We start from the raw sequence: 25,483 nt of genomic DNA, 5'->3' as shown, positions 1-25,483 counted from the left end.
GAGATTCACCCTCGAAGTGTAGGGCCGGGTGAAGGTTCTACGCGCGCGGCCAGGCCCCCGGCGTCGGCCACTTCGCGGAGCGGCCGTCGCCGCTGGAGGTGCCGGTCAGGCGACGTTTGACCCACGGGCCCACGTGCTGGCGCATCCAGGCGGCGTTGGCGCGCGCCGTCTCCCGGAAGGCCGCCGGCGGCGCGGCGTCGAGCGGCACGTCGTACGCGTCGTCGTCCGGCTCCAGGCCCAGCGCGACCAGGGCGGCGTTGGCCACCCGCTGGTGCCCCTCGGGCGTGAGGTGGATGCGGTCGGAGGACCAGACGCGCAGGTCGGCCAGCGACCGCATGCCCCACAGGTCGACGACGCGCGCGTCGTGGCGCCGGGCGATGGACCAGACGTTCGCGTTGAAGATGCCCACCCGGCCGTTGGTCCAGCTCAGCGCGGCACCCGCCTTGAACCCGGTGCCCATCAGGACGTCGGCGCCCGACGCGCGGAGCTGGGCGACGGCGTCCTCCAGCGCGGCCGAGATCGCGTCGACGTCGGCCGTTGCCCGAAGGATGTCGTTGCCGCCTGCGACCAGGGACACGAGGTCCGGCTTCGCGTCGAGCGTCGCGCCGAGCTGCTCGGCGACGATCGGGCGCAGCTTGCGGCCGCGGATGGCCAGGTTCGCGTACTCCAGCGGGTCCTCGCCGGCCGCGATGCGGCGTGCGGAGAGCGCGGCGGCGAGGTTGTCCGCCCAGCCGCGCTGCACGTCCGGCGCGTCGGGATACGGGTCCCACAGGCCCTCCGTGAAGGAGTCGCCCATGGCGACGTACCGCGTCCAGCGGACGGGGGCGGTCGCGGTGGGGGAGGTGGAGGGGCCTTCCGGTTCTGGGGTCGTCGTCGCGCTCACGTTCCTCATTGTTGCGCCAACCCGGTGAAGAGTCGTCACAAGTGGGTGTGTCGGGCGGCACAGACGGTCGCTGTCAGTGGGTCCCGGTAACCTCCTGAACGTGGAGACCACCGTGAACCCGACACCCCCTGCCGACGCCGCCGCTGCCGCTGGCCGGCCCCCGTTGTCGCAGGTCATCGCGCCGGACTGGGCCGAGGCCCTGGCCGACGTCGAGCCCCGCATCCATGCGATGGGCGACTTCCTGCGCAACGAGGTCGCCGAGGGGCGTACCTACGTCCCGGCGGGGGAGAACGTGCTCGCCGCCTTCAAGCGTCCGCTGGCGGACGTGCGCGTGCTGATCGTGGGCCAGGACCCGTACCCGACGCCGGGGCACGCCATGGGCCTGTCGTTCTCGGTGCAGCCGGACGTGCGCCCGGTGCCGCGGTCGCTCGTCAACATCTACAAGGAGCTGCAGGACGACCTCGGCCTGCCGATCCCGGGCAACGGCGACCTGCGCCCCTGGGCCGACCAGGGCGTCATGCTGCTGAACAGGACGCTGACCTGCCGCCCGGGCTCTTCGGACTCGCACGCGGGCAAGGGCTGGGAGGAGGTCACGGAGGCCGCCATCCGCGCGCTCGTGACCCGTGGCGGCCCGCTCGTGGCGATCCTGTGGGGCGCGAAGGCGCGCAACCTCAAGGCGTGGCTCGGTGACGTCCCCGTGGTCGAGAGCGCCCACCCGTCGCCCCTGTCGGCGCGCAGCGGCTTCTTCGGCTCCAAGCCGTTCTCGAAGGCCAACGCGCTCCTCGAGCAGCAGGGCGCGCAGCCGGTCGACTGGCGCCTGCCGTAAGGGCGCGGCCCAGCCTTGGCGCCGGCGGACGGCCGGCGTGGACGACGTGAGTAAGGACTCAGGTGGACGACAGGAACATGCTCCCGGGCTACGGCGAGCAGACCGGCGAGACGCTGGTGGCGCACGTGGAGGCACCCGCTCCCGAGGTTGCGGGTGCCGACCAGGGGCTTTCCGACCGGGACCGCGAGATCCTCGCGTTCGAGCGCCAGTGGTGGAAGTACGCCGGCGCCAAGGAGGAGGCGGCGCGTGAGCTGTTCGGGCTCACGGCCACGCGCTACTACCAGGTTCTCAATACGCTGATCGATTCCCCGGCGGCCCTGGAGCACGACCCGATGCTGGTCAAGCGCCTGCGCAGGCTGCGCTCCACCCGGCAGCGGGCACGTACTACACGACGGTTGGCGGATGAGAACCACTGAGAACGCACCGTTCTGTCACAACAACCCGCTACTCTCTCTGCCGTGACGAAGAGTGGCTACCCCTACCCGCCCGACGAGTTCGACGTCGCTGTCCCCGGGGGCGCACCAGTGGGTGTGCACCGTGCGCCGCGCAGCGGCTGGAGCTCGGCCTGGCCGTTCCTGCTGGTCGCCGTAGTCTGCGCCGCCGTGGCGTGGGGTGGCATCACGCTGCTGTCCGGGGACGGTGGTGGCGCCGAGGCATCGGGCGACGCGTCGCCCTCGGCCTCCGCGCCGGTCTCCCCGTCGCCGTCGGCGTCGGGTGATTCCTCGGGTGAACCTTCGGGCGAGCCCAGCGGCGAGCCGTCGGGAGAGGCTTCGGAGGAGGCGCCGTCGTCGGTGAGCGGCAACCCGGCAAATGCGGACCTGACCGCAGGGGTGCAGGTCCTCAACTCGGGCGGTCCCACCGGCGCCGCCGGGACCGCCGCGGAGACGATCAAGACAGCTGGCTTCACCGGCACGGTCGACGCCGCCGACGACACCGCGGGCCTCGGCCAGGGCTACGCGGAGACGACCGTGCTGTACGGCGCGGAGCGCGCGGACACCGCCGCGGCCGTCGCGGAGGCGATCGGTGCGACGTCCGCCATCGAGTCGGCAGAGGTCACGTCGTCGCCGTACGCGGTCATCGTCATCATCAAGTAACGCGTCGGTTGATGTTGCCAACCGGTACCACCAGCCTGATATTCACTTCCCTGGCTATCTCCGCAGCCCTCTGACCTGCACGTTCGCCATGCGCTTAATGCCACATACCGGGCATAGAGGGTTCCCTGGTGTGAGACGGACCACTAGGCTCGAACCACCACGGGTCGACCGCATGGCCCGTGCAGAGGTACAAGGAGAACTACGCATGGCCCAGGGCACCGTCAAGTGGTTCAACGCCGAGAAGGGGTATGGCTTCATCACCCCGACTGCCGGCGGCCAGGACCTTTTTGTTCACTACAGTGCGATCCAGAGTGACGGCTACCGGTCCCTCGACGAGGGTCAGGAAGTCGAGTACGAGGTGGGGCAGGGGCAGAAGGGCCCGCAGGCAGAACAGGTTCGTCCAGTCTGACTCGATGGGACGACGGGTGGGAACTCCCACCCGTCGCCCGCCACCCCCCTCGATGGATGCTGGGACCCAGACCCCGGCGTCCGCACTGGACGGTCGATGACGACCGGTATCGCACGATGTCGGACGACGATGCCCGACGCCATCGAGCAGCCGCCCGTACCGCGGCTGCTCGCTCTGGTTCCCGCCCGGCACCCCCAGCCCCGCGAGCACCATGATTCGATGGGTCGGTGACGCTCCTCGACGCCGTAGTGGTGGGCTCCGGCCCGAACGGGCTGGCAGCCGCGGTGACGCTCGCGCGCGCCGGGCTCGGGGTCCGGGTCCTGGAGGCCCAGCCGACGATCGGCGGAGGCGCGCGCACGCTCCCCGTTCCCGAGCTCGCCGACGACCTCGTCTTCGACCTCTGCTCCGCCGTGCACCCCATGGCGTGGGCCTCACCGTTCTTCCGGGCCTTCGACCTGGCCGCCCACGGTGTGGAGCTCGTCGCGCCCGAGATCGCCTACGCCCAGCCGCTCGGCGGCGGCCGTGCGGGCCTCGCCTTCCGTGACCTCGACCGGACGGCGGACGGCCTGGGGCCGGACGGCGACGCGTGGCGCGACCTGATCGCCCCGCTCGCCGACAGCTGGCGCGAGATCACCGCGCTCGCGCTCGGGGACAAGCGGACCGTACGCGGCATGCTGGAGGGCGTGCGCGGCGGGCCGGCGTCGTCGGCGTGGGGTGCCGCCTCGGCGGTGCGGCCCGGGCTGCGGTTCGGTGCCGCGCTCCTGGAGCAGGGCGGCCCGCGCTGGGACCGCCGGTTCCTCACCGAGGAGGCCAAGGCGCTGCTCACGGGCGTCGCGGCGCACGCCATCACGCCGCTCCCGTCGTACGCGGGCGCGGGCACGGCCCTGCTCCTGGCGGCCCTCGCGCACGCCGACGGCGGCTGGGCCGTCCCGGTGGGCGGCTCGCAGGCGATCACCGACGCCCTCGTCCGCGACCTGGAGGCGCACGGCGGCACCGTCGAGACCGGGCGTGCCGTCGAGGACTGGCACGACCTGCCGCCCGCCCGCGCCGTCCTCTTCGACACCACCCCGCGGGCCGTGCTGTCGATCATGGGCGACCGGATCAGCGCGCCGCGCCGCACCGCGCTGCACCGGTTCCGGTACGGCAACGCGGCCGCCAAGGTCGACTTCGTGCTGTCGGAGCCCGTGCCCTGGACGGTGCCCGACGTCGGGCGCGCCTCGACCGTGCACGTCGGCGGCACCCGCGCCGAGATGGTCATCGCGGAGGACGCCGTCGCGAACGGCACGCACCCCGACCGGCCGATGGTCCTGCTCAGCGACCCGGGCGTCGCCGACCCGGGGCGCGTGCGCGGCACGAGGCGGCCGCTGTGGACCTACGCCCACGTGCCCGCCGGCTCGACGCAGGACCTCACCGAGGCGGTCACCCGGCAGATCGAGCGGTTCGCGCCCGGCTTCCGCGACGTCGTCGTCGGCTCGCGGTGCATACCCGCCAGCCACATGGAGCTGCACAACGCGAACTACCCGGGCGGCGACATCTCCGCGGGGGCGGCCAGCATCTGGCAGATGTTCGCCCGGCCGTCCCTCGCGCCCGACCCGTACCAGCTCGCCGAGGGCGTGTACCTCTGCTCGGCGTCGACCCCGCCCGGGCCCGGCGTGCACGGCATGGCCGGCTGGCACGCGGCGCGCCGGGCGCTGCTGCGGGAGTTCGACGTCCGGCACGTCCCGGGGCTGGCGCCCGCGTAGGCGTGCGTTCGCCAGCGGTGTACGCGCCTTGCACTCTCATGGTCCGAGTGCCAATAATGTCTTAGCACTCTCCGTTGGAGAGTGACAGCATTACCAGCAGGGTCGAATGGTGAGGCCTTCTGCCGTGGCGAGACATGATCGCCGGGGTGGTGGCCGTCCGTCGCGGGCACCGGCCGGCCTGGACAAGCCACCAGCGGAGGATTCATCCCCATGGCCAAGATCATCGCTTTCGACGAGGAAGCTCGTCGGAGCATGGAGCGCGGGCTCAACCAGCTCGCCGACACCGTGAAGGTCACGCTCGGCCCGAAGGGCCGCAACGTCGTTCTGGACAAGAAGTGGGGCGCCCCCACGATCACGAACGACGGTGTCTCCATCGCCAAGGAGATCGAGCTCGACGACCCGTACGAGAAGATCGGTGCGGAGCTCGTCAAGGAGGTCGCCAAGAAGACGGACGACGTCGCGGGTGACGGCACCACCACCGCCACCGTGCTCGCCCAGGCGCTCGTGAAGGAGGGCCTGCGTGTCGTTGCCGCCGGTGCCAACCCGATCGCCGTCAAGCGCGGCATCGAGAAGGCCACCGAGGCCGTCACCGAGCAGCTGCTGAACGCCGCCAAGGAGATCGAGACCAAGGAAGAGATCGCTGCCACGGCCGCCATCTCGGCCGGTGACCCGGCGATCGGCGAGCTCATCGCCGAGGCCCTCGACAAGGTCGGCAAGGAAGGCGTCATCACCGTCGAGGAGTCGAACACCTTCGGCCTGGAGCTCGAGCTCACCGAGGGCATGCGCTTCGACAAGGGCTTCCTCGCCCGCTACTTCGAGACGGACCCCGAGCGCCAGGAGGCCGTGCTCGAGGACCCGTACGTCCTGATCGTCGAGTCGAAGATCTCGAACGTCAAGGACATGCTGCCGCTGCTCGACCAGGTCATGAAGTCGGGCAAGTCGCTCCTCATCATCGCCGAGGACGTCGAGGGTGAGGCCCTGGCGACCCTGGTGCTGAACAAGATCCGTGGCACCTTCAAGTCCGTCGCCGTCAAGGCCCCGGGCTTCGGCGACCGCCGCAAGGCCATGCTGCAGGACATCGCGATCCTCACCGGCGGCCAGGTCATCACCGAGACGGTGGGCCTCAAGCTGGAGAACGCCACGCTCGAGGAGCTCGGCCAGGCGCGCAAGGTCGTCGTCACCAAGGACGAGACCACGATCGTCGAGGGTGCCGGCGACGCCGACCTCATCGCCGGTCGCGTGAACCAGATCCGCAGCGAGATCGACAAGTCCGACTCGGACTACGACCGCGAGAAGCTGCAGGAGCGCCTCGCCAAGCTGGCCGGCGGCGTGGCCGTCATCAAGGCCGGTGCGGCCACCGAGGTGGAGCTCAAGGAGCGCAAGCACCGCATCGAGGACGCCGTCCGCAACGCGAAGGCTGCCGTCGAGGAGGGCATCGTCGCCGGTGGTGGCGTGGCCCTCATCCAGGCCGGCGCCGTGGCGTTCGCCAAGCTCGAGCTCGAGGGTGACGAGGCGACCGGTGCCTCGATCGTGCGTGCCGCGATCGACGCCCCGCTGAAGCAGATCGCCGTGAACGCCGGCCTCGAGGGCGGCGTCGTGGCGGAGAAGGTGCGCAACCTTCCCTCCGGCCAGGGCCTGAACGCCGCGACCGGCGTCTACGAGGACCTGCTCGCCGCGGGCGTCAACGACCCGGTCAAGGTGACCCGCTCGGCGCTGCAGAACGCCGCGTCGATCGCCGCGCTGTTCCTCACCACCGAGGCCGTCGTCGCCGACAAGCCGGAGCCCGTCGGCGCCCCGGCCGGCGACCCGTCCGGTGGCATGGGCGGCATGGACTTCTGAGTCCGGCCTGACCCGCTCGGGCTCCGGCCCGGGAACCTGTCCGACGCCGGTCGGTCAACCTCTCACGCGGAGGGTGACCGGCCGGCGTCGGCCTCTTTCTGCCTGCTCCCGGTCAGGAGAACATGCGGGTGGCCGCCGCCTCGGCCTCCGCGTAGGTGCGGGCGGCCGCCGCCAGCGCGGCCTGGATCGCGTCCAGGGCGCCCTCGACCTGCGCCTGCGCGCCCCGCCACTGCGCCACCGTGCCGCCGAACGCCGCGGCGGCGGGCCCCTGCCACGTCGCCTGGAGGGCGTCGAGGTTGCGCATGAGCGCCCCCACCTCGGTGCGCACCGTCGCCACCGAGCCCGCCACCGCCGCGCTCGCCTGCTCCACCTGGTCGCTGTCGACCTCGAACCGCATGGCCCTCACCTCCCCGCACGCCGGGCCGTCCGGCGTCGTCGGACGACGTTAGGCACACCGCCGACGACGGCGGGGCGGTGCCGGGCAAGGCTGTGCACAGGGGTGTGGAAAGCGGGGGTGTGGTCGCGCTCGAACCGCTGCGGGGTCGTGCGGAGGGCCTGTCGACCCGGCGCTCAGGTCGTCTCGAGCTTCGCCTGCTCCTTGCGCAGCCGGTGCAGCTCCATGTCCAGGTTCTGCCGCGCGGGCTCCTCCCACGCGGCGCCCATGGGGCTCAGGAAGAGCGACTTGCGGGCGAGCAGCCGCTCGATCACGCGGATCCGGGCCCGGAGATAGTCGCCCGTGGGGATGTGCGCGTACTCGGCGCGCACCGCGGACTTGTAGTCCTTGTAGCGCTGCGGCTCGGCGGCGAGCATCGCGAGGTCGGCGTCGTTGAGCACCGCGGCGTCGAAGTCCGCGGGGTCGGGTGCGTGCCGGACGATGGCGTTGACCAGGGCCGCGACCCGATCCGCCGCCCGCTCGGGCACCCCGAGGCCGGTCAGCTCCTGGTGCGCCAGGGCCGCGGAGGCCGTGGTCTGCTCGCCGCCCTGCGAGGCGTCGGCGACCTTGCGCTCCGCGTTGAACACCGCGCCGTGGTACCAGGCGGCGAGGCGCACCAGGTCGGGCTCGTGCGTCTCCTCGGCCAGCTCGTCCACCCGGTGCAGCACGGAGGCCAGGTGGCGCAGGTTGTGGAAGTGCCGGTTCTCGTCGGCCCAGCGGTTCAGGAGCGACTGGCCGATCTCCTCGATCGAGTCGGTCTCCGCCGTGGCCCCCGCGCCCACCGCGCTCCGGACGAAGGACTTGAGGAACCACTGCGGCGCGTCAGACGTCAGCACGCCCATGTGAACTCTGCCTAACGGTCGATGTCGGTCACTCCACGACCAGCCTATTACCGAAACGGTCAGTGGCGGCTACCGCGGTCCGGGAACCGTGATCACGGTTCGGCACCGACGTGTCAGACGTACAGGTCACCCGGGGGATCTGTACGTCTGACACGTCAGAGGGGGAGAGTGAGGCGGACCGTGAGGCCGCCGCCCGGCGTCTGCGCCACCTCGACGTGCCCGCCGTGCGTGCCCACGATCGCCGCGACGATCGCCATCCCGAGCCCGGAGCCGCCCGACTCCCGGGTGCGCGACGAGTCCGCGCGGTAGAACCGCTCGAAGATCCGCCGGCCCTGCTCCTCCGTGAGGCCCTGGCCGTGGTCGCGCACCTCGAGCACGGCCACGCCGTCCGACGCCGGCTTGTCCCCGCCCGGGGCGTGCTCGCCGTTCTCGCCGTCCTTGCCCGGCTGCGGGAGGCCGTTCGCACCCGCCGCGCCGGGCAGCACGCCCAGCGCGATCTCGGCGGGCGTGCCCGCCGGCGTGTGCCGCGCGACGTTGCCGATGAGGTTGGTGAGCACCTGGCGCAGACGGTCAGTGTCGCCCTCGACGACCAGCTTCTCGGGCACGGCGCCGCCCTCCGTGAGCGGCACCACGGTGACCTCGCGCGTCGGGTCGAGCGCGTGCAGGTCCTGGGCCGAGTCGCGCGCGAGGGCGGCCAGGTCGACGTCCTCCCGGGCCACGGGGCGGCCCTCGTCCAGCCGGGCCAGCACCAGCAGGTCGTTGACCAGCGTGCCCATGCGGCGGGCGGCGTCCTCGATGCGGACCATCGTGTCGTCGACCTTGTCCGTGGTGTCCAGGGCGCCCATCCGGTACAGCTCGCCGTACCCGCGGATCGTCGCGACGGGCGTGCGCAGCTCGTGGGACGCGTCCGAGACGAACTGCCGCATCCGCACCTCGGAGGCCTCCTGGGCCGCGAAGGCGCGCTCGATCTGCGTCAGCATCGCGTTCAGCGAGGTGGAGAGCGAGCCCATCTCCGTGCCCGCGGGGGCCTCGGGTACGCGCTGGGTGAGGTCGCCCGCGGCGATCTGCGCGGCCGTGTGCTCCACCGAGCGCAGCGACCGGAGCGACCGCTCGACCAGCACCCAGGCGGTGAGCCCGCCGAGCAGCACGATGCCGAGGCCGGACATGATCAGGGTGCGCGTCAGGATCGAGACGGTGTTGTCCATGCCCACCAGGGGAAGCGCGACGTAGACGACCGCGGGTTCGCCCGTCGTGTACTGCGCGGCCACGGTGACGACGCGCCATCTCTTGGTGCCGGCTCCGTTGCTCTTCCCGGACGTCGTGAACTCCTCGCCCTTGCTCGCGGCGGCCTCCTCGTACGTGACGTCCGGCAGCTCGGGTCTGCCGAACCTGAGGATGGCGGAGACCCCGTGCTCCTCGGGCTCGCTCTGCTCGCCCACGATCTTCACGTAGTAGTCGGAAGGCAGCGCCTGCGTGGACCCCGGCTGGAGGGAGTCGATGGTCGACGACAGGTTGCGCGAGGCCGAGTCCAGCTCGTCGTCCACCTGTTGCACCAGGAAGGTCGAGACCACCGTCGTCGTAGCGACCGCCGCGATGCCCAGCCCCGCCGCCAGCAGCAACGAGATGATCGCGACGAGCCGTGCGCGCAGGGGAATGCCGGCGAGGCGCTCCTTAAGCACGGACGGGCTGCGGGGCACGCAGCAGGTACCCGACGCCCCGCTTGGTGTGGATCAGCGGGGGCAGGGTCTCGCCCCCGACCTCGAGCGTGTCGATCTTGCGCCGCAGGTACGAGATGTAGGACTCGACGATGTTCGCGTCGCCGCCCCAGTCGTACTGCCACACGTGGTCCAGGATCTGTGCCTTGGACAGGACCCGGCCGGAGTTGAGCATGAGGTACCGCAGCAGCTTGAACTCGGTGGGGGACAGGTCCACCTCGACGCCGGCCCGGCGCACCTCGTGCGAGTCCTCGTCCATCTCGAGGTCGCCGACGTGCAGCACGGCCTCCTCCTCGGGGGCGGGCACGCCCGTGCGGCGCAGCACCGCGCGGATCCTGGCCACGACCTCCTCCAGGCTGAACGGCTTGGTCACGTAGTCGTCGCCGCCCACGGTCAGGCCCTGCACCTTGTCCTGCGTGTCGTCCTTGGCGGTCAGGAAGACGACGGGGGTGTGCCGGCCGGTCGCCCGCATACGGCGCGTGACCGTGAAACCGTCCATGTCCGGGAGCATCACGTCGAGCACCACGAGGTCCGGCTCGACGTCGCGGACCAGCTGGAGCGCGCCGTTGCCGTCCGCGGCGGCATGGACCTCGAAGCCCGCGAAGCGGAGGGACGTGGACAGGAGCTCGCGGATGTTCGGTTCGTCGTCCACGACGACCAGACGCGCCTCGGGAGTAGCCATGTTTCCAGTGTGCGGCCGCTTCCTGAAGGCTGCCTGAGTTTCGCCCGGGAAATCGCCCGGACCGCCTCCCGGGGCACCGGCTGACCGTCCGGTCAGGGTTCGGCTCCGCGATTGCCGCCACACGGCCTAGGCTGTGTCGCATGTCAGCACCGTCCCCGCAGGAGCCCGGACAGACGCCCCGGCGCACGTATCTCATCGTCGACGGTGAGAACATCGACGCCACGCTCGGCATGAACGTGCTGAACCGCCGGCCGGCCCCGGAGGAGCGCCCCCGCTGGGACCGCATCTCCTCGTTCGCCGAGAAGGTCTGGTCGCAGGAGGTCGTGCCGCTGTTCTTCCTGAACGCGACGTCCGGCCAGATGCCGATGCCGTTCGTCCAGGCACTGCTCGCCATGGGCTACAAGCCGATCCCCCTGGCCGCGCAGGGCTCGGAGAAGGTCGTCGACGTCGGTATCCAGCGCACCCTCGACGCGCTGCTGGACCGGCCGGGCGACGTGCTGCTCGCGAGCCACGACGGCGACTTCCTGCCGCAGATCGAGGCGCTGCTGGCCGACGACGACCGCCGCGTCGGTCTGCTGGGCTTCCGCGAGTTCGTCAACGCCCGGTTCACGGACCTGGAGCAGCGCGGCCTGGTCATGTACGACCTCGAGGGCGACGCCGACGCCTTCACAACCATGCTGCCGCGTGTCCGGATCATCCCCATCGAGGAGTTCGACCCGCTGCGTTACCTGTAGGTCGCTGGCCCCGCGCTACTCGCCCAGGGCGAGCGTGCCCTCGTACGGGGTGCGGCCGGCCTGGGGCAGCGTCGGGCGGGCGTTGTGCCCGTGCGACGCCTTGTCGAGCACGGCGATCTGGTCGGCCGACAGCTCGACCGGCGTCGTGTAGACGACCCACTGGACGCCCTCGGTGCACGGCGGCGTCGTCAGGCTGCCCTCGTACGCCTCGTAGGTGGGGTCCTCCGGGAGCATCGCCGCGACGTCGAGCGGCAGATCGGTGGTGCCCGGCGTCGCCGCGCCCTCGACGAACGGCTGCCACGCCGCATTCTCCGCACCCTCCTCGGCGAGGACTCCGATCACGAGCGTGTGCCCGTCGGCGGCGGTGTGGACCAGGTGGAACTCGGCGGCCGTCGCCTCGCCCTCGACCGTGTGCTCCGACGGCACGTGGAAGTGCGTCTGGGCGAGCGTGAACTCGGTGCCGTCCCACTCGACGGCCGACGCCCCGCTCTCGGGTACGAGCTGGACGGTGTGGCCCGTGTCGACCGACTCGCCGACGGTCGGGGACGACGTGATCGTCGGCTGCTCCGCCGCCTTCTGGTCGGCATGGGCGGGCAGGTCGATGGGCGATTGGGCGTTGCCGGTCGAGCACGCCTCGAAGTCGGTGGACAGGTGCCCCCACTCGGCCGGGCCCTCCGCGCCGTCGTACGACCAGTGCACCTCTCCGCCCAGGCCGGGTGGCGGGCCTGCGGTGGCTGCGTCGTCCGCGGCCGGGCTGGCGCCGCACGAGGCGAGCAGCGGGGTGAGGAGCAGGACGGCGGGCAGCGCGAACTTCTTCAACGTGTACTCCGGAGGGGTGATCCGTGCGAACGGCAGAGGCTGGGTTGTCGGCAGCGTAAAACTACCGAAAACCCGACCTTTCGCCCATCCTGATCCGTGATCCTGCCGTCGTCAGCGAGCGGACGCCGGCCACCACGCCCGGACCGTGCCCAGCTTGCGGTGCGCGGCCGGGCGGCCGCCGCCGAAGCCGCCCCCGCCGAACCCGCCGCCGATGCGCGCCGTGTGGGCGCGCTTGCGGGACCGCACGAGGTTCGGGTCGAGCAGGATGCCGCCGAGCATCATGCCGCCGGTGATCGGCCCGTTCGCGTCGGTGCCCTCGGCGTCGGGCTCGGCCGCGGCGGCCGCCGCCACGACGGCGTCCGCGTCCTCGCGGGCCAGCCGGGCGGCCTCCCGGACCATTGCGCTCGCATCCTGGGCCTCGCCCAGCGCCGCGGTCGGGTCGGTCGGGTGCAGGGTGCGTGCGACGTCGGCCAGGCGGACCGCCTCGGCGAGCCGCGTGCGCGCCGTCGCGCCGACGGCGCCGCGGCGGGTGGCGACGAAGTCGCCGGTCTGGCGCAGCTGCGCGTCGACCCGGACCAGGGTGTCGCGGACCAGCGCGGACGCCCGGGCCTTGACCTCGGTGTTGTCCCGGACGGACGCCAGCGCGGCGTCCAGGGCCGCCTCCGCCGTGGCGATGCGCTGCAGCCCGGCCAGCGGGTCGCCGCCCTGCCGGGTCACCTCGACGTGCTTGAGCGAGGCCTGGGCGGCGGCGCGCGCGAGGGTGACCCGCAGGTCGCCCTCGACGGCCTTCGCGGAGGCCACGTCCTGCGTGAGCGAGGCGATCGACTTGTCGAGCCGGCTCACGGCGTCGCGCAGGTGCAGGGCGGTGGCGTCCACGGCGTCCAGCAGCACGGCGGCCTGCCCCAGCGCGTTCTGCGCGCCGCGGGCGTGCGCCACCGCGACGGCCTTCTGCCCGGCGGCCAGCGCCGAGTTCCCCGCGGCCGCGGCCTCCTTGGCGTTGGCCAGCAGCAGCTCCGCCTGCTCGGGGTTGCCCACGATGGTCGCCAGCGGCCCCGTCGGGTACCGCCGGTCGAGCTGGGTCAGCAGGCTCCGCGTGGCCGCGACCCGCTGGGACAGCTCGGCCTCGCGGGTCACGACGTCGGCCAGCAGCTCGGCGGCGCGCTGCTGCAGGCGGCGCAGGTCGTCGAACGCGCGGGTACGTGCGTCGAGTGTGTCCGCTGCGGCATCGCACAGCGCGATGATCCGGGCCAGGCGCTCGCGGCGGGCGGCGTCCTCGGGGGACTCGGGGGCCTCGGGCTGCGCGGCGTCCGCGCCGGCCTCGCCCTCCTCATCGCTCCCGGCAGTGCCGGCAGCCACGACAGCACCGGCGGGGGCCACGGGCGTACCGGCCGACGCGCCCTCCCGCTCGACGTCGAGCGCCTGCCGGATCGCGAACGCCTCGCGGACGTCGCCGGCGGCCCCCGCGAGGATCAGCTCGAAGTCCCGCGTCGCGTCGGCGCCGAGCTCCGAGCGGGCGAAGCCGAGCTCCTGCTCGGAGGTCTTGAGCGCGTCGTCGATGCCGACCAGTGCGGCGGCGGCGCGCTCGTCCAGCTCGTCCAGGGTCAGGTCGGCGAAGGCGCCCGCGGCCGGGGCGACGGCCACCGGGGTGCGGTCCCGGAGCTGGGCGAGGAGCGGGCGCAGCCGGGGCACCGCGAACCGCCACAGCACGAACCCGAGCGCGACCAGCAGCAGCACCGCCGCCAGGACGATGCCCGCCACGAGGAGCGGGCTGGTGGCGCTGCCGGCTCCCTGGCGGACGGTGTCGGCGGCGTCGGTGGCGGCCGGGGCCCACTGCTCGTCCTCGAGGGCGGCCGTGACGGCGCCGTCGACCTGCCGGAGCTGGCCCTCGGTGAGTGTCACGTTGCTGTCCGCGGACAGGCCGAACTCGCCGTCCGCGGTGGCGATCGCGAGGAGCAGGTCGTCGGTGCGGAGCCCGGACTGGTTCGCGCTCGCATTGGCCCAGTCCACCGGGTCGGTGCCGTCGAAGCTCTCGATGTACACCACGAACATGCGCAGGTCGGTCTCGTCGGCGAGCCGGTCCACGGCGTCCAGCACGTCCTGGCGCTCGGCGTCGGTGAGCACGCCCGCGCCGTCGGTCACGGCGTCCGTGAGCGTGATCGGCGGCGAGGCCGGCAGCACGTCCTTCATGAGCTCCGCCTGCATCGCGGCCGTGAGGCGGGGCGACACGGACGGCAGCGGCTCGGCGGGCCGGACGACGGTCGCGTTGGCGGCCTGGGACGTGGCCGCCAGGACCACGCCGACCAGGCCGGCGAACGCCACGATGACCCAGCCCCCGGAAACGCGCGTGCCGGGATCGTGGGAGTGCTCGGCTCTTGCTCGGGACTCGATCACGTCCCTGATCGTCACCCCGGGTCCGACACATCGCAATCGGAGGCCCAAACGTTGCGTATGTGCAACGAATCCTCAGGTGAATGCCCAGCGTGAAGGGTATTTTCACGTCCTGATCAGGGTGAATGTCAGGGGGCCGTCGAATCGGCCGGCGAGCCGTCCAGGTCCTCGGCGTCCACGATGCGGTACGCGTACCCCTGCTCGGCCAGGAACCGCTGCCGGTGGGCCGCGAAGTCCTGGTCGACGGTGTCCCGCGCGACCACGGCGTAGAAGTGCGCGGTGCGCCCGTCGGCCTTGGGCCGCATGATGCGCCCGAGCCGCTGCGCCTCCTCCTGCCGCGACCCGAAGGACCCCGACACCTGGATGGCGACGGACGCCTCCGGCAGGTCCACCGAGTAGTTGGCGACCTTGCTCACCACGAGCCGGCTGATCTCGCCCTCGCGGAACGCCCCGAACAGCCGCTGCCGCTCCTTGTTGGTGGTCTGCCCGGTGATGATCGGCGCCCCGAGGTGCTCGGCCAGCTCCTCGAGCTGGTCGATGTACTGCCCGATGACCAGCACCTGGTCGTCGGGGTGGCGCGCCACGATCTGCTCCACCACCTTCTTCTTGCCCGACGCCGACGCGGCCAGCCGGTACTTGTCCTCCGTCTCGGCCGTCGCGTAGGTCATCCGCTCGGACTCCGGGAGCGTGAGGCGCACCTCGACGCAGTCTGCGGGCGCGATGTAGCCCTGCGCCTCGATGTCCTTCCACGGCGCGTCGAACCGCTTGGGCCCGATCAGGCTGAACACCTCGTCCTCGCGCCCGTCCTCGCGCACCAGCGTGGCGGTCAGGCCGAGCCGGCGGCGCGCCTGCAGGTCCGCCGTCATGCGGAAGACCGGCGCGGGCAGCAGGTGCACCTCGTCGTACAGGACGAGGCCCCAGTCGCGGGCGTCGAGCAGCTCGAGGTGCGTGTAGACGCCCTTCCGCTTGGTGGTGAGCACCTGGTAGGTGGCGATGGTGACCGGCTTGATCTCCTTCTTGGTGCCGGAGTACTCGCCGATCTCGTCCTCGGTCAGCGTGGTGCGTCGCACCAGCTCGTCGCGCCACTGGCGCGCGCTGACGGTGTTCGTCACCAGGATCAGCGTGGTGGTGCCCGACTTGGCCATGGCGCCCGCGCCGACGATCGTCTTGCCGGCGCCGCAGGGCAGCACCACGACGCCCGAGCCGCCGTGCCAGAAGCCGTCCACGGCCTGCGCCTGGTAGGGCCGCATCTCCCACGGGGCCGCCTGCTCGTGCGGCGTCCGGGGGTGGGTGGTGGGGCTCAGCTCGATGGGGTGCTTCTCGCCGTCGACGTAGCCCGCGAGGTCCTCGGCCGGCCAGCCGAGCTTGACCAGCACCTGCTTGAGGTGACCGCGCTCGGAGGGGTGCACCGTCACGGTGGACTCGTCGATCCGCGCGCCGACCAGGCCCGCGGTGCGCTTCGACTTGAGCACCTCGGCCAGGACCGCGCGGTCGGTGGTGCGCAGCACCAGGCCGTGCGCCGGGTCCTGCGCGAGCTGCAGGCGGCCGTACCGGGACATCGTCTCGGCGACGTCGACCAGCAGCGCGTGCGGCACCGGGTAGCGGCTGAACTCGATGAGCGTGTTCACCACCTGCTCGGCGTCGTGCCCGGCGGCGCGCGCGTTCCAGAGGCCCAGCGCCGTCAGGCGATAGGTGTGGACGTGCTCGGGCGCGCGCTCCAGCTCCGCGAAGGGCGCGATCGAGCGGCGCGCCTGCTCGGCGCTCGGGTGGTCGACCTCCAGCAGGAGCGTCTTGTCACTCTGCACGATCAACGGGCCGTCGGGCATGTGGTCTCCCTCAGTCTCAGTTCTGGTTCGCCTCAGGGCGTGGTGTCGTCGGCAGGACCGACGCGATGCGGTGGACGGCGATCGTCAGCTCGGCCTCACGGTCCGGGTCGAGCGCGCGCAGCCTGCCGCCGTCGAGGTTCAGGGGTTTCAGCTCGCGGCGCTCCAGCCGGCCGGTGTGTCCGGCCACCTCGATGATCACGGTGGAGCCGTCGCGGAGCGCGTCGCGCAAGAGTGCCAACCCGTCGGCGGGGTGCTGTGTTCCCGGGTCGTCGTCGAGCGGCGCGTCCGGCCCGTTCGACGACGACGGCGCGGGCTCGGGTGGCGCCGTCACCGTCACCTCGTCGGCGGTCACCGGGACCGCGGGGCTCACCACGCGGTAGCCGCGCAGGGGGACGGCGCCGGGCGCCGCCACGGAGTGCGCCACCTCGGCCGCGTCCGCGCGGGCCCTGGCGCCGGCCCGGGCCGCCGCCTCGACGGCCCGCAGCTCCGCGACCAGGGCCTCGGGATCGGGGGCGCGCGTCGCGACGTCGGCCGCGGAACCCATCCGGATCGCCGCCGCCGAGCGTGGGGCGGGTATGGCCCGGCCCGTGACGCCGCGCCGGGCCACCAGGACCCTGCCGTCCGGCCCCTCCAGGGCCGAGACCAGGCCGCGGCTGCGGAGCGCCTCGTGCAGCGCGGCCGCGGGGACGGACGCCGCGAGCACGGTCGGCGCTAGCCGCACCAGGCCGAGGCCCGTGAGGGACGGGTCGTGCTCCAGCCCGGCGAGCACGGTCGCGTCGGCGGCCCGCAGGTACGCCGACGCCGAACCCACCCGCACCGCGCCGTGCCGCCGCGCGGTGTCCCGGACCAGGTACTCCAGGGGCTGCGGGACGGGTACGGGGGAGCGGTGCGCGAGCTCGTCGAGCAGGCCGTCCGCCGTCTCGCCCTGGTCGAGCGCACGCGTGACCGACGCCGGGCTGAACCGCACCGTCGTCGCCGCGCCGCGCGACTCCACGTCCGTGGACCGCTCCAGGAGCCGCGCGAGCTCCCGCGACGGCCGACCCGGCACGATCCCCGTGAGGTCGCCCTGGAGCAGGATCTCGTCCACCTCGTGCGGGAGCACCGCGCGCAGCACCCCGGCGACGTCGGACGGCTCCTGGCCGGCGGGCGAGCCCGCGGTGCGGTTGGCCGACGCGTCCTGCTCCAGCAGCGCCAGCCCTGGCGCCGACAGCGCGCCCGCGCCCGTCACGCCCAGCCACTCCGCCTCGGCCAGCAGTCCCTCGACCGCGCTGGCGGGCGGCACCGAGCGCGGCGTGTGCCAGGTCAGCACCTCGACCACGGCGTCCGGCGTCGGCGCGAGCACGGCGTCCGCGTCGCGGGCCGCCGCCAGCACCCCGAGCACGCTGTGGCGCAGCCGCGGCACCCAGGGCCGCTGCAGGTCGGGCGACAGCGGGGCGCGCAGCGCACCCTTGTCGTCGCGGGAGCCCACGAGCCACGGCGCGCGCCGCGCCGTCAGCCAGGCCTCGGCCAGCCGGGCCCAGCGGGCGGCGTCGTCCAGGTCGTCCCAGTCGGTCACCGTGGGCACGTACGACGGCGGCGCCTCACCGTCGTCGCGCACGAGGCCGGCCAGTGCCGCGACCTCGACCACGAACGCCGTCGCCGGCTCGTCCGCCTCCAGCAGCGCGGCGATCCGGCGCAGGTCGCGCACGCCCAGGCCGCCGGCGCGCAGCACGGACGACGGGCTGTCGTCCCAGGACTGGCGCAGCAAGCGCACGCGGCGCACCAGCTCCAGGGCGGCGCTCGCGGCCTCGGCGTCGGCGGTGGCCGTGGGCACGGTGCGGCCCTGCGGCTCGGGCGGCCGGGTGTGCGGCGCGCGGTGGGTGTGGCCGCCGCGCAGGGCCAGCCCGACCAGTCGCGGCAGCACCACGTGCCGCGCGTCCGACCGGACCAGGAGGTGCGCGGTGACCAGCCAGTTCACCGCGTCCCGTGGCCGGGAGCCCGCGGGCGGGACGACGCCGACGGGCGGTCCCCAGGTGAGGGCGTCGAGGATCGCGCGGGCTCCGCCGGGCGCGTCGGCGAGGAGCGTGTCGAGCGCGGCCTCCGTGGCGTTCGTGCCGGTGCGGCCCGGGGCGGAGCCGAGCGAGCGGCCCACCGCCTCGGCCAGGCCGTCCGGCACGGGCTCGACGTGCGGGCCCAGGCCCGCGGGGTTGGGGCCGAGCAGCTCGTCGAGGCCCGGCGAGGTGCGCAGGTCCGCGGCCCGGTCGGAGCCCTGGCCGTCGCTCTGCTCGGTGCCCGGCCCGCCGTCCCACAGCAGGGCCTGCTCGACGGCCCGGTGCACGGCCGCCTCCACCAGGGAGCGGTCGTCCGCGGAACCGCCCAGCGCCCAGGTGACCACCTCGGGGCTGAGCGGTCCGGGCAGCGGCGGTCCGCCGGCGTCGGCGCCGCCGGGCGGGGCGCGGAAGACGGGTTCGAGGGCGAGCACCGCCTCCAGGACCTGCAGGGTCAGGGCGTCGGCGCGGGCCAGGGCGCGTTCGAGGGAGGTGCGGCTGGACGCGCGGGCCGCGAGCGACCGGAGCGTCGAGGGGGAGGGGGCGGCAAGATCAGGACGGGCGCGCAGGAGCGCGGCGAGCGCGGTGTCCGAGCGCTGCCGGAGGTCGTCGGCGAAGTGCCGCGTGGTCGCCGCCGGCGCTGCGGGGAGCGAGGAGGCCATCCTGACGATGCTACGCGGGTTTCCCCCGGCGCAGTCCGGCCGGTCCACCCTGTTCGCCGTCAGCGCTGTTCGCCCTCAGCGGTGCTCGCCGCCGGCGCCGGGGCGCCGTCAGACCTGCGCGGTGCGGCGGCAGACCTCCGCCCACGGCGTCGGGGTGATGCCGAAGCGGGCGCGGGCGTCGGCGTCGGCCAGCACGTACGGCCGCTCCCACTGGTAGATGATCTCGCGCATCTCCCGCATGAAGGGGACGGCCAGGGCCGCCGCCGCCAGCCCGGCGCCGCGCAGGGACGTGATCCGCACCGGAGGCTTCCCCGCGGTCGCGAGCACGTCGGCCAGGGCCCGCGCCTGCGTGACGGGCGCGTTGCTCGGCACGTGCCAGACGCGGCCGTGCGCGCCCGGGTCCTCGGCGGCGGCGACCAGCGTGCGGGCGGCGTCGGCGACGTCGGTGAAGGTGTGCGGCTGGTCGGTGCGGCCCATCATCAGCACCCGCTTGCCCCGCAGCGCGTCCGGCACGACGCGCGAGACGTGGCCGTTGCCGCCCACGCCGCGGCCCATGTAGTCGGAGCCCCGGATCTCGACGGCCCGCACGCGCCCGGCCTCGTGCGCGGCGCGGGCGTCGGCCCACATCCGGGCGCGCAGCACGCCCTTGTGGTCCGTGGCGGCGTCGGGCAGGTCCTCCGAGATCGGCACGTCGACGGGGCCGTACGGGTACAGGGTGCCGGTGATCGCGTAGACCGCGCCCGAGCGCTCCGCGGCGGACAGCAGGGACGCGGCGAGCGGCGGCCACACGCGCTCCCACTGGGTGTAGTCGGCCGGGTTGGCGCAGTTGTAGAGGTAGTCGGTGCCCTCGGCCGCGCGGGCCAGGGCGTCGGCGTCGGAGGCGTCGAGGGCGAGGTGCTCCACGCCGTCGATCCCGGTGCTGCGGCCCGAGCGGCTCACGACGGTGACCTGTGACCCGCGCTCGGCCAGGAGGGCGGCGACATGGCGGCCGACGGGGCCGGCGCCGACGATGAGGTGACGGTCAGACATGATCGATGCTCCAATCCGAGAGCAGTGCTCTCAACTCGTGCCGTAAGCGTGGCACGAGCGGATGCGCCTTGGCAAGAGCGGTGCTCTCGGTTGTGTGCAGTGATCCACCATGCGAACCTGGGCGGCATGAGTCCCGCCCGCACCGCCCGCGCCCTCGCCCGCGAGACGATCACCCGCGAGATCCTCGACTCCGCCCGCGCGCGGCTGACCACCGACGGCGCCGCTGCCCTCTCCCTGCGCGCCGTCGCGCGGGACGTCGAGATGGTGTCCTCGGCCGTGTACCGGTACTTCCCGAGCCGGGACGCCCTGCTGACCGCCCTGCTCATCGAGTCGTACGACGAGCTCGGCGAGGCCGCGGAGGCCGCCGACGCCGCCGTCGCCGACCGGGCGGACGCCGGTGCCCGTTGGCTGGCCGTCCTCCGCGCCGTGCGGGCCTGGTGCGTGGCGCACCCCGGGGAGTTCGGGCTGCTGTACGGCACCCCCGTGCCCGGATACGCCGCGCCGCGGGACACCGTGGTCCCCGCCGTCCGCGTCGTCACCGTGCTCGCCCGGATCGTCGGCGACGCCTACGCGGCGGGGGCGCGGCCGGTGGCCGCGCCGGGTCCGGGCGGGCCCGGGGGCGCGCCCGTGACGGTCGCGCCCGCGCTCGCGTTCATCGCGGACCACGAGCTGTGGTCGGGCACCGACCTGGCGGACGACGCCGTGGCCGAGGCGGTGCGGCGCACGATCATGGCGTGGACCACGCTGTTCGGCCTGATCTCCTTCGAGCTGTTCGGGCACCAGGTCGGCTCGGTCGCGGACCCGGAGGCGTGGCTCGACGAGGTGGCGCGCCGGCTCGCCGCCGACCTCGGGATCGGGGCCTGAGGCCCGCGAACGGGCGGCCAGGAGGAACCCCGTGGGCGAAGAGTGGTCAATGCATGCGACGCGGCAGGCATCCGCCCGGTAACCTTGTGCAACGAGTCCGGAGAGAGCGCGTCAGCCGCAGCACCCCGGGCCACCATGAGCAGTTTCGCGAGCAGTACCGACAAGCACAGAAGAAGGTCGCAGTGCCCACCGGCAAGGTCAAGTGGTTCGACACCGACAAAGGCTTCGGTTTCATCGCCAACGAGGACGGCGGCGAGGTGTTCCTGCACGCCTCCGCGCTGCCGGACGGCGTCGTGCCCAAGCCCGGCGCGCGCGTGGACTTCGGGGTGGCCGACGGCCGCCGCGGTCCGCAGGCGCTCGCGGTCAAGGTGCTCGACGCCGCGCCGTCGGTCGCCAAGGCGAAGCGGAAGCCCGCCGACGACATGGCTGTCATCGTCGGTGATCTGACGCAGATGCTCGACCGGGTGGCAAATGACCTGCGCAAGGGGCGTTATCCGAAGAACCCGGAGACGCTTGCCAAGATGCTGCGCAAGGTCGCAGACGACTTCGACGCCTGAAACCCACGAGGTCCCGAGGAACATGGTGACGATCACCGCGCCCGCCGCACGAACGCCCTTCCGGCGGCTCACCGCACGCTCCAGCCGAGACGCCGTCCTGAACGGTGCCGCCGAGCTCGCGCGCGCCGCCGCACAGGAGGTCGCCGAGCGACCCGAGGACGTCGGGGAGCACCTCGGCACCCTCTTCGAGGACGAACGGGTGGTCTCGCACCGCTTCGCCGCCACCATGCGGGGCTACCGCGGCTGGCACTGGACGGTCACGGTGACGCGTGTGCCGCGCGGCCGTACCGCCACGATCAGCGAGGTCGAGCTGCTGCCCGGCGACGAGGCGATCCTCGCCCCCGCCTGGCTGCCGTGGTCCGAGCGGCTGCGCCCGGGCGACGTCGGCCCGGGCGACGTGCTGCCCTTCCGCGCCGACGACCCGCGGCTCGAGCCCGGCTACACCGCGACCGGTGACCCCGAGGTCGACGAGGTGGCGATCGACGAGCTCGCCCTCGCCCGCGCCCGCGTGCTGTCCCCGCAGGGCCGCGACGAGGCGGCCGAGCGTTGGTACCGCGGCTCGCGCGGGCCGACGTCCGCCGGCGCCGTCGCCGCGGCGGCCGAGTGCACGGACTGCGCGTTCCTCATCCCGCTGTCCGGCCCGATGGGCCAGCTCTTCGGGGTCTGCGCCAACGAGTGGTCGCCCGACGACGGCAAGGTCGTCTCGCTCGACCACGGCTGCGGCGCCCACTCGGAGACCGACGTCGAGGCCCACCCGACCGACTGGCCGGCGCCGGCCCCGCTGATCGACGAGAACGAGGTCGAGCAGGTGGCCACGGCCTCCGACGCGCCCGCGGGCAGCGGGGACGAACCCTCCGCGTGACCCACGACCCCTTCGGCACCGGCGCGCTGCGGCGCGCGGTGACCGAGGCGTGGCGCGCGTCCCCGACGCGCTTCCGCGAGGACGCGAACTCCGAGGAGGACCACGCGCGCGGCTGGTACCGCGACCGGGTGGTGGTGGAGCTCGCGCAGAACGCGGCGGACGCCGCCGCGCGCGCCGGGGTGCCGGGCCGGCTGACGCTGACCCTGGAGCCGCGCCCCGACACGGGTGGGACGGGCGATGCGGCCGGCGCGGCCGGCGTCGAGCCCGGGTGGTGGCTCGTCGCCACCAACACCGGCGCCCCGCTCGACGTCGACGGGGTGGCCTCGCTGGCCGCCCTGCGCGCCTCCGCGAAGTCCGGCGGGGCCGGTGGCGCGGGAGCCGGGCCGTCCCACGGCGTCGTGGGCCGGTTCGGGGTGGGGTTCGCCGCGGTCCGGTCGGTGTCGGACGAGATCCAGGTGCGCTCGCGCACGGGCGGCGTGCGCTTCTCGCTCGCGGACACGCGCGCGGAGCTGGGGCTGGCGCCCGGCGGCGCGGACGAGATCGGTCCCCTGCATCGAGACCGGTCCGACGTCGGACCGGTCTCAGGGCAACCGACCGATCTCGCGGCCGGGGACCGGGTGGTGGGTGTGGCAGGCGCGCGGGGGAGCGCCTTGCCCGTGCTGCGGCTTCCGTTCGCCGCGCCCGGGACCACTCCCGACGAGCCCGACACCGTCGTCGAGCTCCTTCTGCGCGACGCCGCGGCGGTCGCCGCCGTCCGAGCCCAGCTCGCCGCCGTCGACGACGGGCTGCTGCTCGCGCTGCCCGCGCTCGACGAGCTGGTGATCGAGGACGACTTCGCAGGTCAGCCGGGTTCTGAACCCGGCAGCGCGGCACACCGGGCCACCCCGCGGGTGCTGCGCGACGTCGGCACGCGCTGGCGGGTGCACCGGGCGTCCGGAACCCTGGAGCCCGACGACTCGCTGCCGTCCGAGGCGCGCCGCGCGGACTGGTCGGTGCTCTGGGCGCTGCCCACGTCGGGGAGCCGCACGGCGGCCGGGCCGACGCTGCACGCGCCCACCCCGACGGACGTACGGCTCACGTTCCCCGCGCTCCTGATCGCCTCGTTCCCGGTCGACCCCGGACGCCGCGGCGTGCTCCCGGGGCCGACGTCGGACCGGGTCGCCGCCGAGGCCGGCCGCGCCTACGCAGCGTTCCTGGGCGAGCTCGGGGCCGGGCGGCCGGGCGATGGCGTCGGCGGTCCCGACGTGCTCGGGCTGGTCCCCACCGGGCTCCCGGCGGGCGACGTGGACGCGGCGGTCCGCGCCGCGGCCGACGTCGCGCTGCGTGACGTACCCCTGCTCCCGCCCGCCTCGCCCGGGCAGCCGGGGGAGCCGGACAGCGCCGTCGAGCGCGGTGACGTGCCGCTCGTGGCCCCGCGGGAGGCCGCGTTCGTCACGGGGCCGCTCGGCGAGGATCCGGCGCTCGCCCGCGCGCTCGCCCCCGGCGCCCCCAGGGCGCTGGTCACGGTCCCCGTGCGGCACCAGGCCCTCGCGCGCTCGCTCGGCGCGGACCCGCTGGACCTCGCCGACCTCGTCGAGGCCCTCCCGCCCGAACCGGGCGTGGTGCACGCGGCGCTCGACGCCCTGGCCGCGCACACCGCGGAGCCCGCGGTCCTGGAGGCGGTCGCCGGGGCCCCGCTGCCGCTCGCGGACGGCCGCGTGACCCGGGGTCCCCGGGGGACCGTGCTGCTGGACGCCCCGCGGCTCGCCGGTATCGCCCGCGCGCTCGGCGTCCGCGTGGTCCACCCGGACGCCGCCCACCCCGTGCTGGAACGGGCCGGCGCCACGCCGACCACCCCGCGCGGGCTCCTCGCGGACGCCGGGGTCCGGTCCGCTGCCCTCGCCGCGGCCGAGGACGTGCTCGACGACGGCGACCCGGCTCCCGACGAGACCGTGTCGGCCGTGCTCGAGCTCGTGCGGCTCGCGGTCGCCGAGTCCGGTCCGGGGGACCTCCCGTTCTGGCTGGGGGAGCTGCCCGTCGCGGCGGACGACGGCGTGGCCCCGCTGCGCGAGGTCGCGCTGCCCGGCACCTGGGCGGCCCGGCACCTCGACCTGGTCCAGGTGCCCGACGACGTCGTCACGCGCTGGGGCGCCGACACCCTCGCCGCCGCCGGGGCCCGCGCCGACCTGGGCGTCTACCGGGTGGCCGACGTCGTGACGCCCGACGAGGACGACGAGGCGGACTACGGCCCCGACGACCCGGCCGGCTGGCTCTCCGACTGGGACGACTACCTGGACCACCTGGCCGACGAGCTCGGCGCGGGTGCGTGGATCGGCGACGTGCCGGCCGTGCCCGACCTCGACGCCCTGCCCGACGGCGCGGACGCCGGAGCCGGCCCGCTCGCCGCCGTGCTGACCCGCATCGCGGCCGACCCCGACCTGCGCCGCGCGCTGCTCACCCCGGTGCGCTCGCCGGACGCCCCGGACCGGCAGGCGGTGTCGTACACGGCGTGGTTCCTGCGCCGCCGGCTCGGGGCGCCGTTCGCGCTCGGGGACACGCCGCTGCTCCCGCCCGCGCCGCCCGCGACTGCGGGCCTGGACGACGACCTCCTGGCCGCCCTCGGCGGCCTGCACGACCTGGCTGACCTGCCCGGACGCGACTGGGCGACGGTGCTCGACCGGCTGCCCGACGCCGGGTCCGGGCCGGCCGGGCGGGTGCCCGCCGTCGTCGCCCGCGCCGTCTGGTCGGGACTCGCCGCGCTCGCGCGGGCGGACGGGCCCGGCATCGCGCCCGGCCGGCTGCCCGCGCTCGGCCCTGACGGCGTCACGGTGGAGAGCACGGACGACCTCGCGGTGGCGGCGTCGCCCCGGTGGGCCCAGCTCGGTCCGGTGGTCCCCGCGCCGCCCGACGTCGCCGGGGCCCTGGCCGAGCTCCTCGACCTCCCGCTGGAGGACGCGTCCGACCTCGCCCCGGACGGGCCCGGGGAGGTGAGTGAGCTGGACGCCCGGGTCCGCGCCGTCGTTCCCGGCGCCCCGGACACGTGGCGCAGCCACGACGTCCTCACCGTGGAGGGCCGGCCCGTCGCGTGGTGGGTCTCCGCGACACCGGCCGGGGAGGTACCGCACGCCGTGTCGCCCGCGGGCCTCGCCCGGGCGCTGGCCGAGCTGACCGGGGCGGACCCCCTCCTGCTGGAGGCGGTGCTGCGGGACCCGGACCGGGCCGAGGTGCTCAGTGCCGAGCGGGCCTGGGACAGCGGGCGGGACTGAGCGCC

The 25,483-nt window shown here is 74.2% G+C and carries 21 protein-coding genes; 11 read left to right on the top strand and 10 right to left on the bottom strand.

Annotated features, from left to right (window positions below; genetic code table 11):
* Positions 1-37: 37 nt before the first annotated feature.
* Positions 38-796, bottom strand: a complete 759-nt coding sequence (locus H291_RS0122445; RefSeq protein WP_020017277.1) for an SGNH/GDSL hydrolase family protein — start codon at positions 794-796, stop codon at positions 38-40.
* Positions 797-1,046: 250 nt separating this feature from the next.
* Between H291_RS0122445 and H291_RS0122440 the strand changes: the two genes are divergently transcribed.
* The 6 genes from H291_RS0122440 to groL all read left to right on the top strand — a co-directional run bounded on the left by H291_RS0122440 (position 1,047) and on the right by groL (position 6,793).
* Positions 1,047-1,709, top strand: coding sequence for a uracil-DNA glycosylase (locus tag H291_RS0122440; protein ID WP_020017275.1), 663 nt, complete (start codon positions 1,047-1,049; stop codon positions 1,707-1,709).
* A 62-nt stretch (positions 1,710-1,771) separates the two neighbouring features.
* Entirely contained in the window at positions 1,772-2,125 is a 354-nt protein-coding gene (locus H291_RS0122435; RefSeq protein WP_020017274.1) for a DUF3263 domain-containing protein, read from the top strand.
* A gap of 42 nt (positions 2,126-2,167) precedes the next feature.
* Positions 2,168-2,803: a LytR C-terminal domain-containing protein gene (locus H291_RS32865; RefSeq protein ID WP_198012568.1), complete on the top strand. Its 636-nt coding sequence runs from the start codon at positions 2,168-2,170 to the stop codon at positions 2,801-2,803.
* Positions 2,804-3,008: 205 nt separating this feature from the next.
* A complete protein-coding gene (locus tag H291_RS0122425; RefSeq protein WP_020017272.1) occupies positions 3,009-3,212 on the top strand; it encodes a cold-shock protein in 204 nt (67 codons plus the stop codon).
* A gap of 227 nt (positions 3,213-3,439) precedes the next feature.
* Entirely contained in the window at positions 3,440-4,954 is a 1,515-nt protein-coding gene (locus H291_RS0122420) for a phytoene desaturase family protein (RefSeq protein WP_020017271.1), read from the top strand.
* 210 nt (positions 4,955-5,164) lie between these two features.
* Positions 5,165-6,793 carry a chaperonin GroEL gene (gene groL, locus H291_RS0122415; RefSeq protein ID WP_020017270.1) on the top strand — a complete coding sequence of 543 codons (1,629 nt, stop codon included), beginning with the start codon at positions 5,165-5,167 and terminating at the stop codon, positions 6,791-6,793.
* A 112-nt stretch (positions 6,794-6,905) separates the two neighbouring features.
* Here the strand turns inward: groL and H291_RS0122410 are convergent, their stop codons facing one another.
* The 4 genes from H291_RS0122410 to H291_RS0122395 all read right to left on the bottom strand — a co-directional run bounded on the left by H291_RS0122410 (position 6,906) and on the right by H291_RS0122395 (position 10,465).
* Positions 6,906-7,190, bottom strand: a complete 285-nt coding sequence (locus tag H291_RS0122410) for a WXG100 family type VII secretion target (protein WP_020017269.1) — start codon at positions 7,188-7,190, stop codon at positions 6,906-6,908.
* A gap of 173 nt (positions 7,191-7,363) precedes the next feature.
* Entirely contained in the window at positions 7,364-8,068 is a 705-nt protein-coding gene (locus H291_RS0122405; RefSeq protein ID WP_020017268.1) for an HD domain-containing protein, read from the bottom strand.
* A 155-nt stretch (positions 8,069-8,223) separates the two neighbouring features.
* Positions 8,224-9,747 carry a sensor histidine kinase gene (locus H291_RS0122400; protein WP_033327747.1) on the bottom strand — a complete coding sequence of 508 codons (1,524 nt, stop codon included), beginning with the start codon at positions 9,745-9,747 and terminating at the stop codon, positions 8,224-8,226.
* Complete coding sequence (locus tag H291_RS0122395; RefSeq protein WP_026366019.1) at positions 9,740-10,465, bottom strand: response regulator transcription factor; 726 nt, start codon at positions 10,463-10,465, stop codon at positions 9,740-9,742. The genes H291_RS0122400 and H291_RS0122395 overlap by 8 nt, the downstream gene beginning before the upstream one ends.
* Before the next feature lie 140 nt (positions 10,466-10,605).
* Between H291_RS0122395 and H291_RS0122390 the strand changes: the two genes are divergently transcribed.
* Entirely contained in the window at positions 10,606-11,199 is a 594-nt protein-coding gene (locus tag H291_RS0122390) for an NYN domain-containing protein (RefSeq protein WP_020017265.1), read from the top strand.
* Between the two features lie 15 nt (positions 11,200-11,214).
* On the opposite strand, the gene H291_RS31245 is transcribed toward H291_RS0122390, so the two are convergent.
* From H291_RS31245 to H291_RS0122365, 5 genes are all read right to left on the bottom strand, one after another.
* Positions 11,215-12,018, bottom strand: coding sequence for a carbonic anhydrase (locus tag H291_RS31245; RefSeq protein WP_020017264.1), 804 nt, complete (start codon positions 12,016-12,018; stop codon positions 11,215-11,217).
* Positions 12,019-12,129: 111 nt separating this feature from the next.
* Entirely contained in the window at positions 12,130-14,409 is a 2,280-nt protein-coding gene (locus H291_RS32860) for a TPM domain-containing protein (protein WP_157237253.1), read from the bottom strand.
* Positions 14,410-14,534: 125 nt separating this feature from the next.
* Positions 14,535-16,232 carry a DNA repair helicase XPB gene (locus H291_RS0122375; RefSeq protein WP_020017263.1) on the bottom strand — a complete coding sequence of 566 codons (1,698 nt, stop codon included), beginning with the start codon at positions 16,230-16,232 and terminating at the stop codon, positions 14,535-14,537.
* Positions 16,233-16,248: 16 nt separating this feature from the next.
* Complete coding sequence (locus H291_RS0122370) at positions 16,249-18,921, bottom strand: helicase-associated domain-containing protein (RefSeq protein WP_020017262.1); 2,673 nt, start codon at positions 18,919-18,921, stop codon at positions 16,249-16,251.
* 108 nt (positions 18,922-19,029) lie between these two features.
* Entirely contained in the window at positions 19,030-19,950 is a 921-nt protein-coding gene (locus tag H291_RS0122365; RefSeq protein ID WP_020017261.1) for an NAD-dependent epimerase/dehydratase family protein, read from the bottom strand.
* 126 nt (positions 19,951-20,076) lie between these two features.
* On the opposite strand from H291_RS0122365, the gene H291_RS0122360 reads away from it, so the two are divergent.
* The 4 genes from H291_RS0122360 to H291_RS33895 all read left to right on the top strand — a co-directional run bounded on the left by H291_RS0122360 (position 20,077) and on the right by H291_RS33895 (position 25,478).
* On the top strand, positions 20,077-20,814 hold the full coding sequence (locus tag H291_RS0122360; RefSeq protein ID WP_026366018.1) for a TetR/AcrR family transcriptional regulator: 738 nt from the start codon (positions 20,077-20,079) through the stop codon (positions 20,812-20,814).
* A gap of 182 nt (positions 20,815-20,996) precedes the next feature.
* Complete coding sequence (locus H291_RS34825; RefSeq protein WP_020017259.1) at positions 20,997-21,371, top strand: cold-shock protein; 375 nt, start codon at positions 20,997-20,999, stop codon at positions 21,369-21,371.
* 22 nt (positions 21,372-21,393) lie between these two features.
* Entirely contained in the window at positions 21,394-22,233 is an 840-nt protein-coding gene (locus H291_RS0122350; RefSeq protein ID WP_020017258.1) for a DUF3027 domain-containing protein, read from the top strand.
* Complete coding sequence (locus H291_RS33895; protein ID WP_020017257.1) at positions 22,230-25,478, top strand: sacsin N-terminal ATP-binding-like domain-containing protein; 3,249 nt, start codon at positions 22,230-22,232, stop codon at positions 25,476-25,478. The genes H291_RS0122350 and H291_RS33895 overlap by 4 nt, the downstream gene beginning before the upstream one ends.
* Positions 25,479-25,483 lie beyond the last annotated feature (5 nt).

It is taken from the genome of Promicromonospora sukumoe 327MFSha3.1 (assembly GCF_000385135.1).
In the GTDB taxonomy this organism is placed as follows: Bacteria; Actinomycetota; Actinomycetes; order Actinomycetales; family Cellulomonadaceae; genus Promicromonospora; species Promicromonospora sukumoe_B.
Note: the sequence above shows the minus strand (reverse complement) of the source record. Positions and strands in the feature narration are given on the sequence as shown.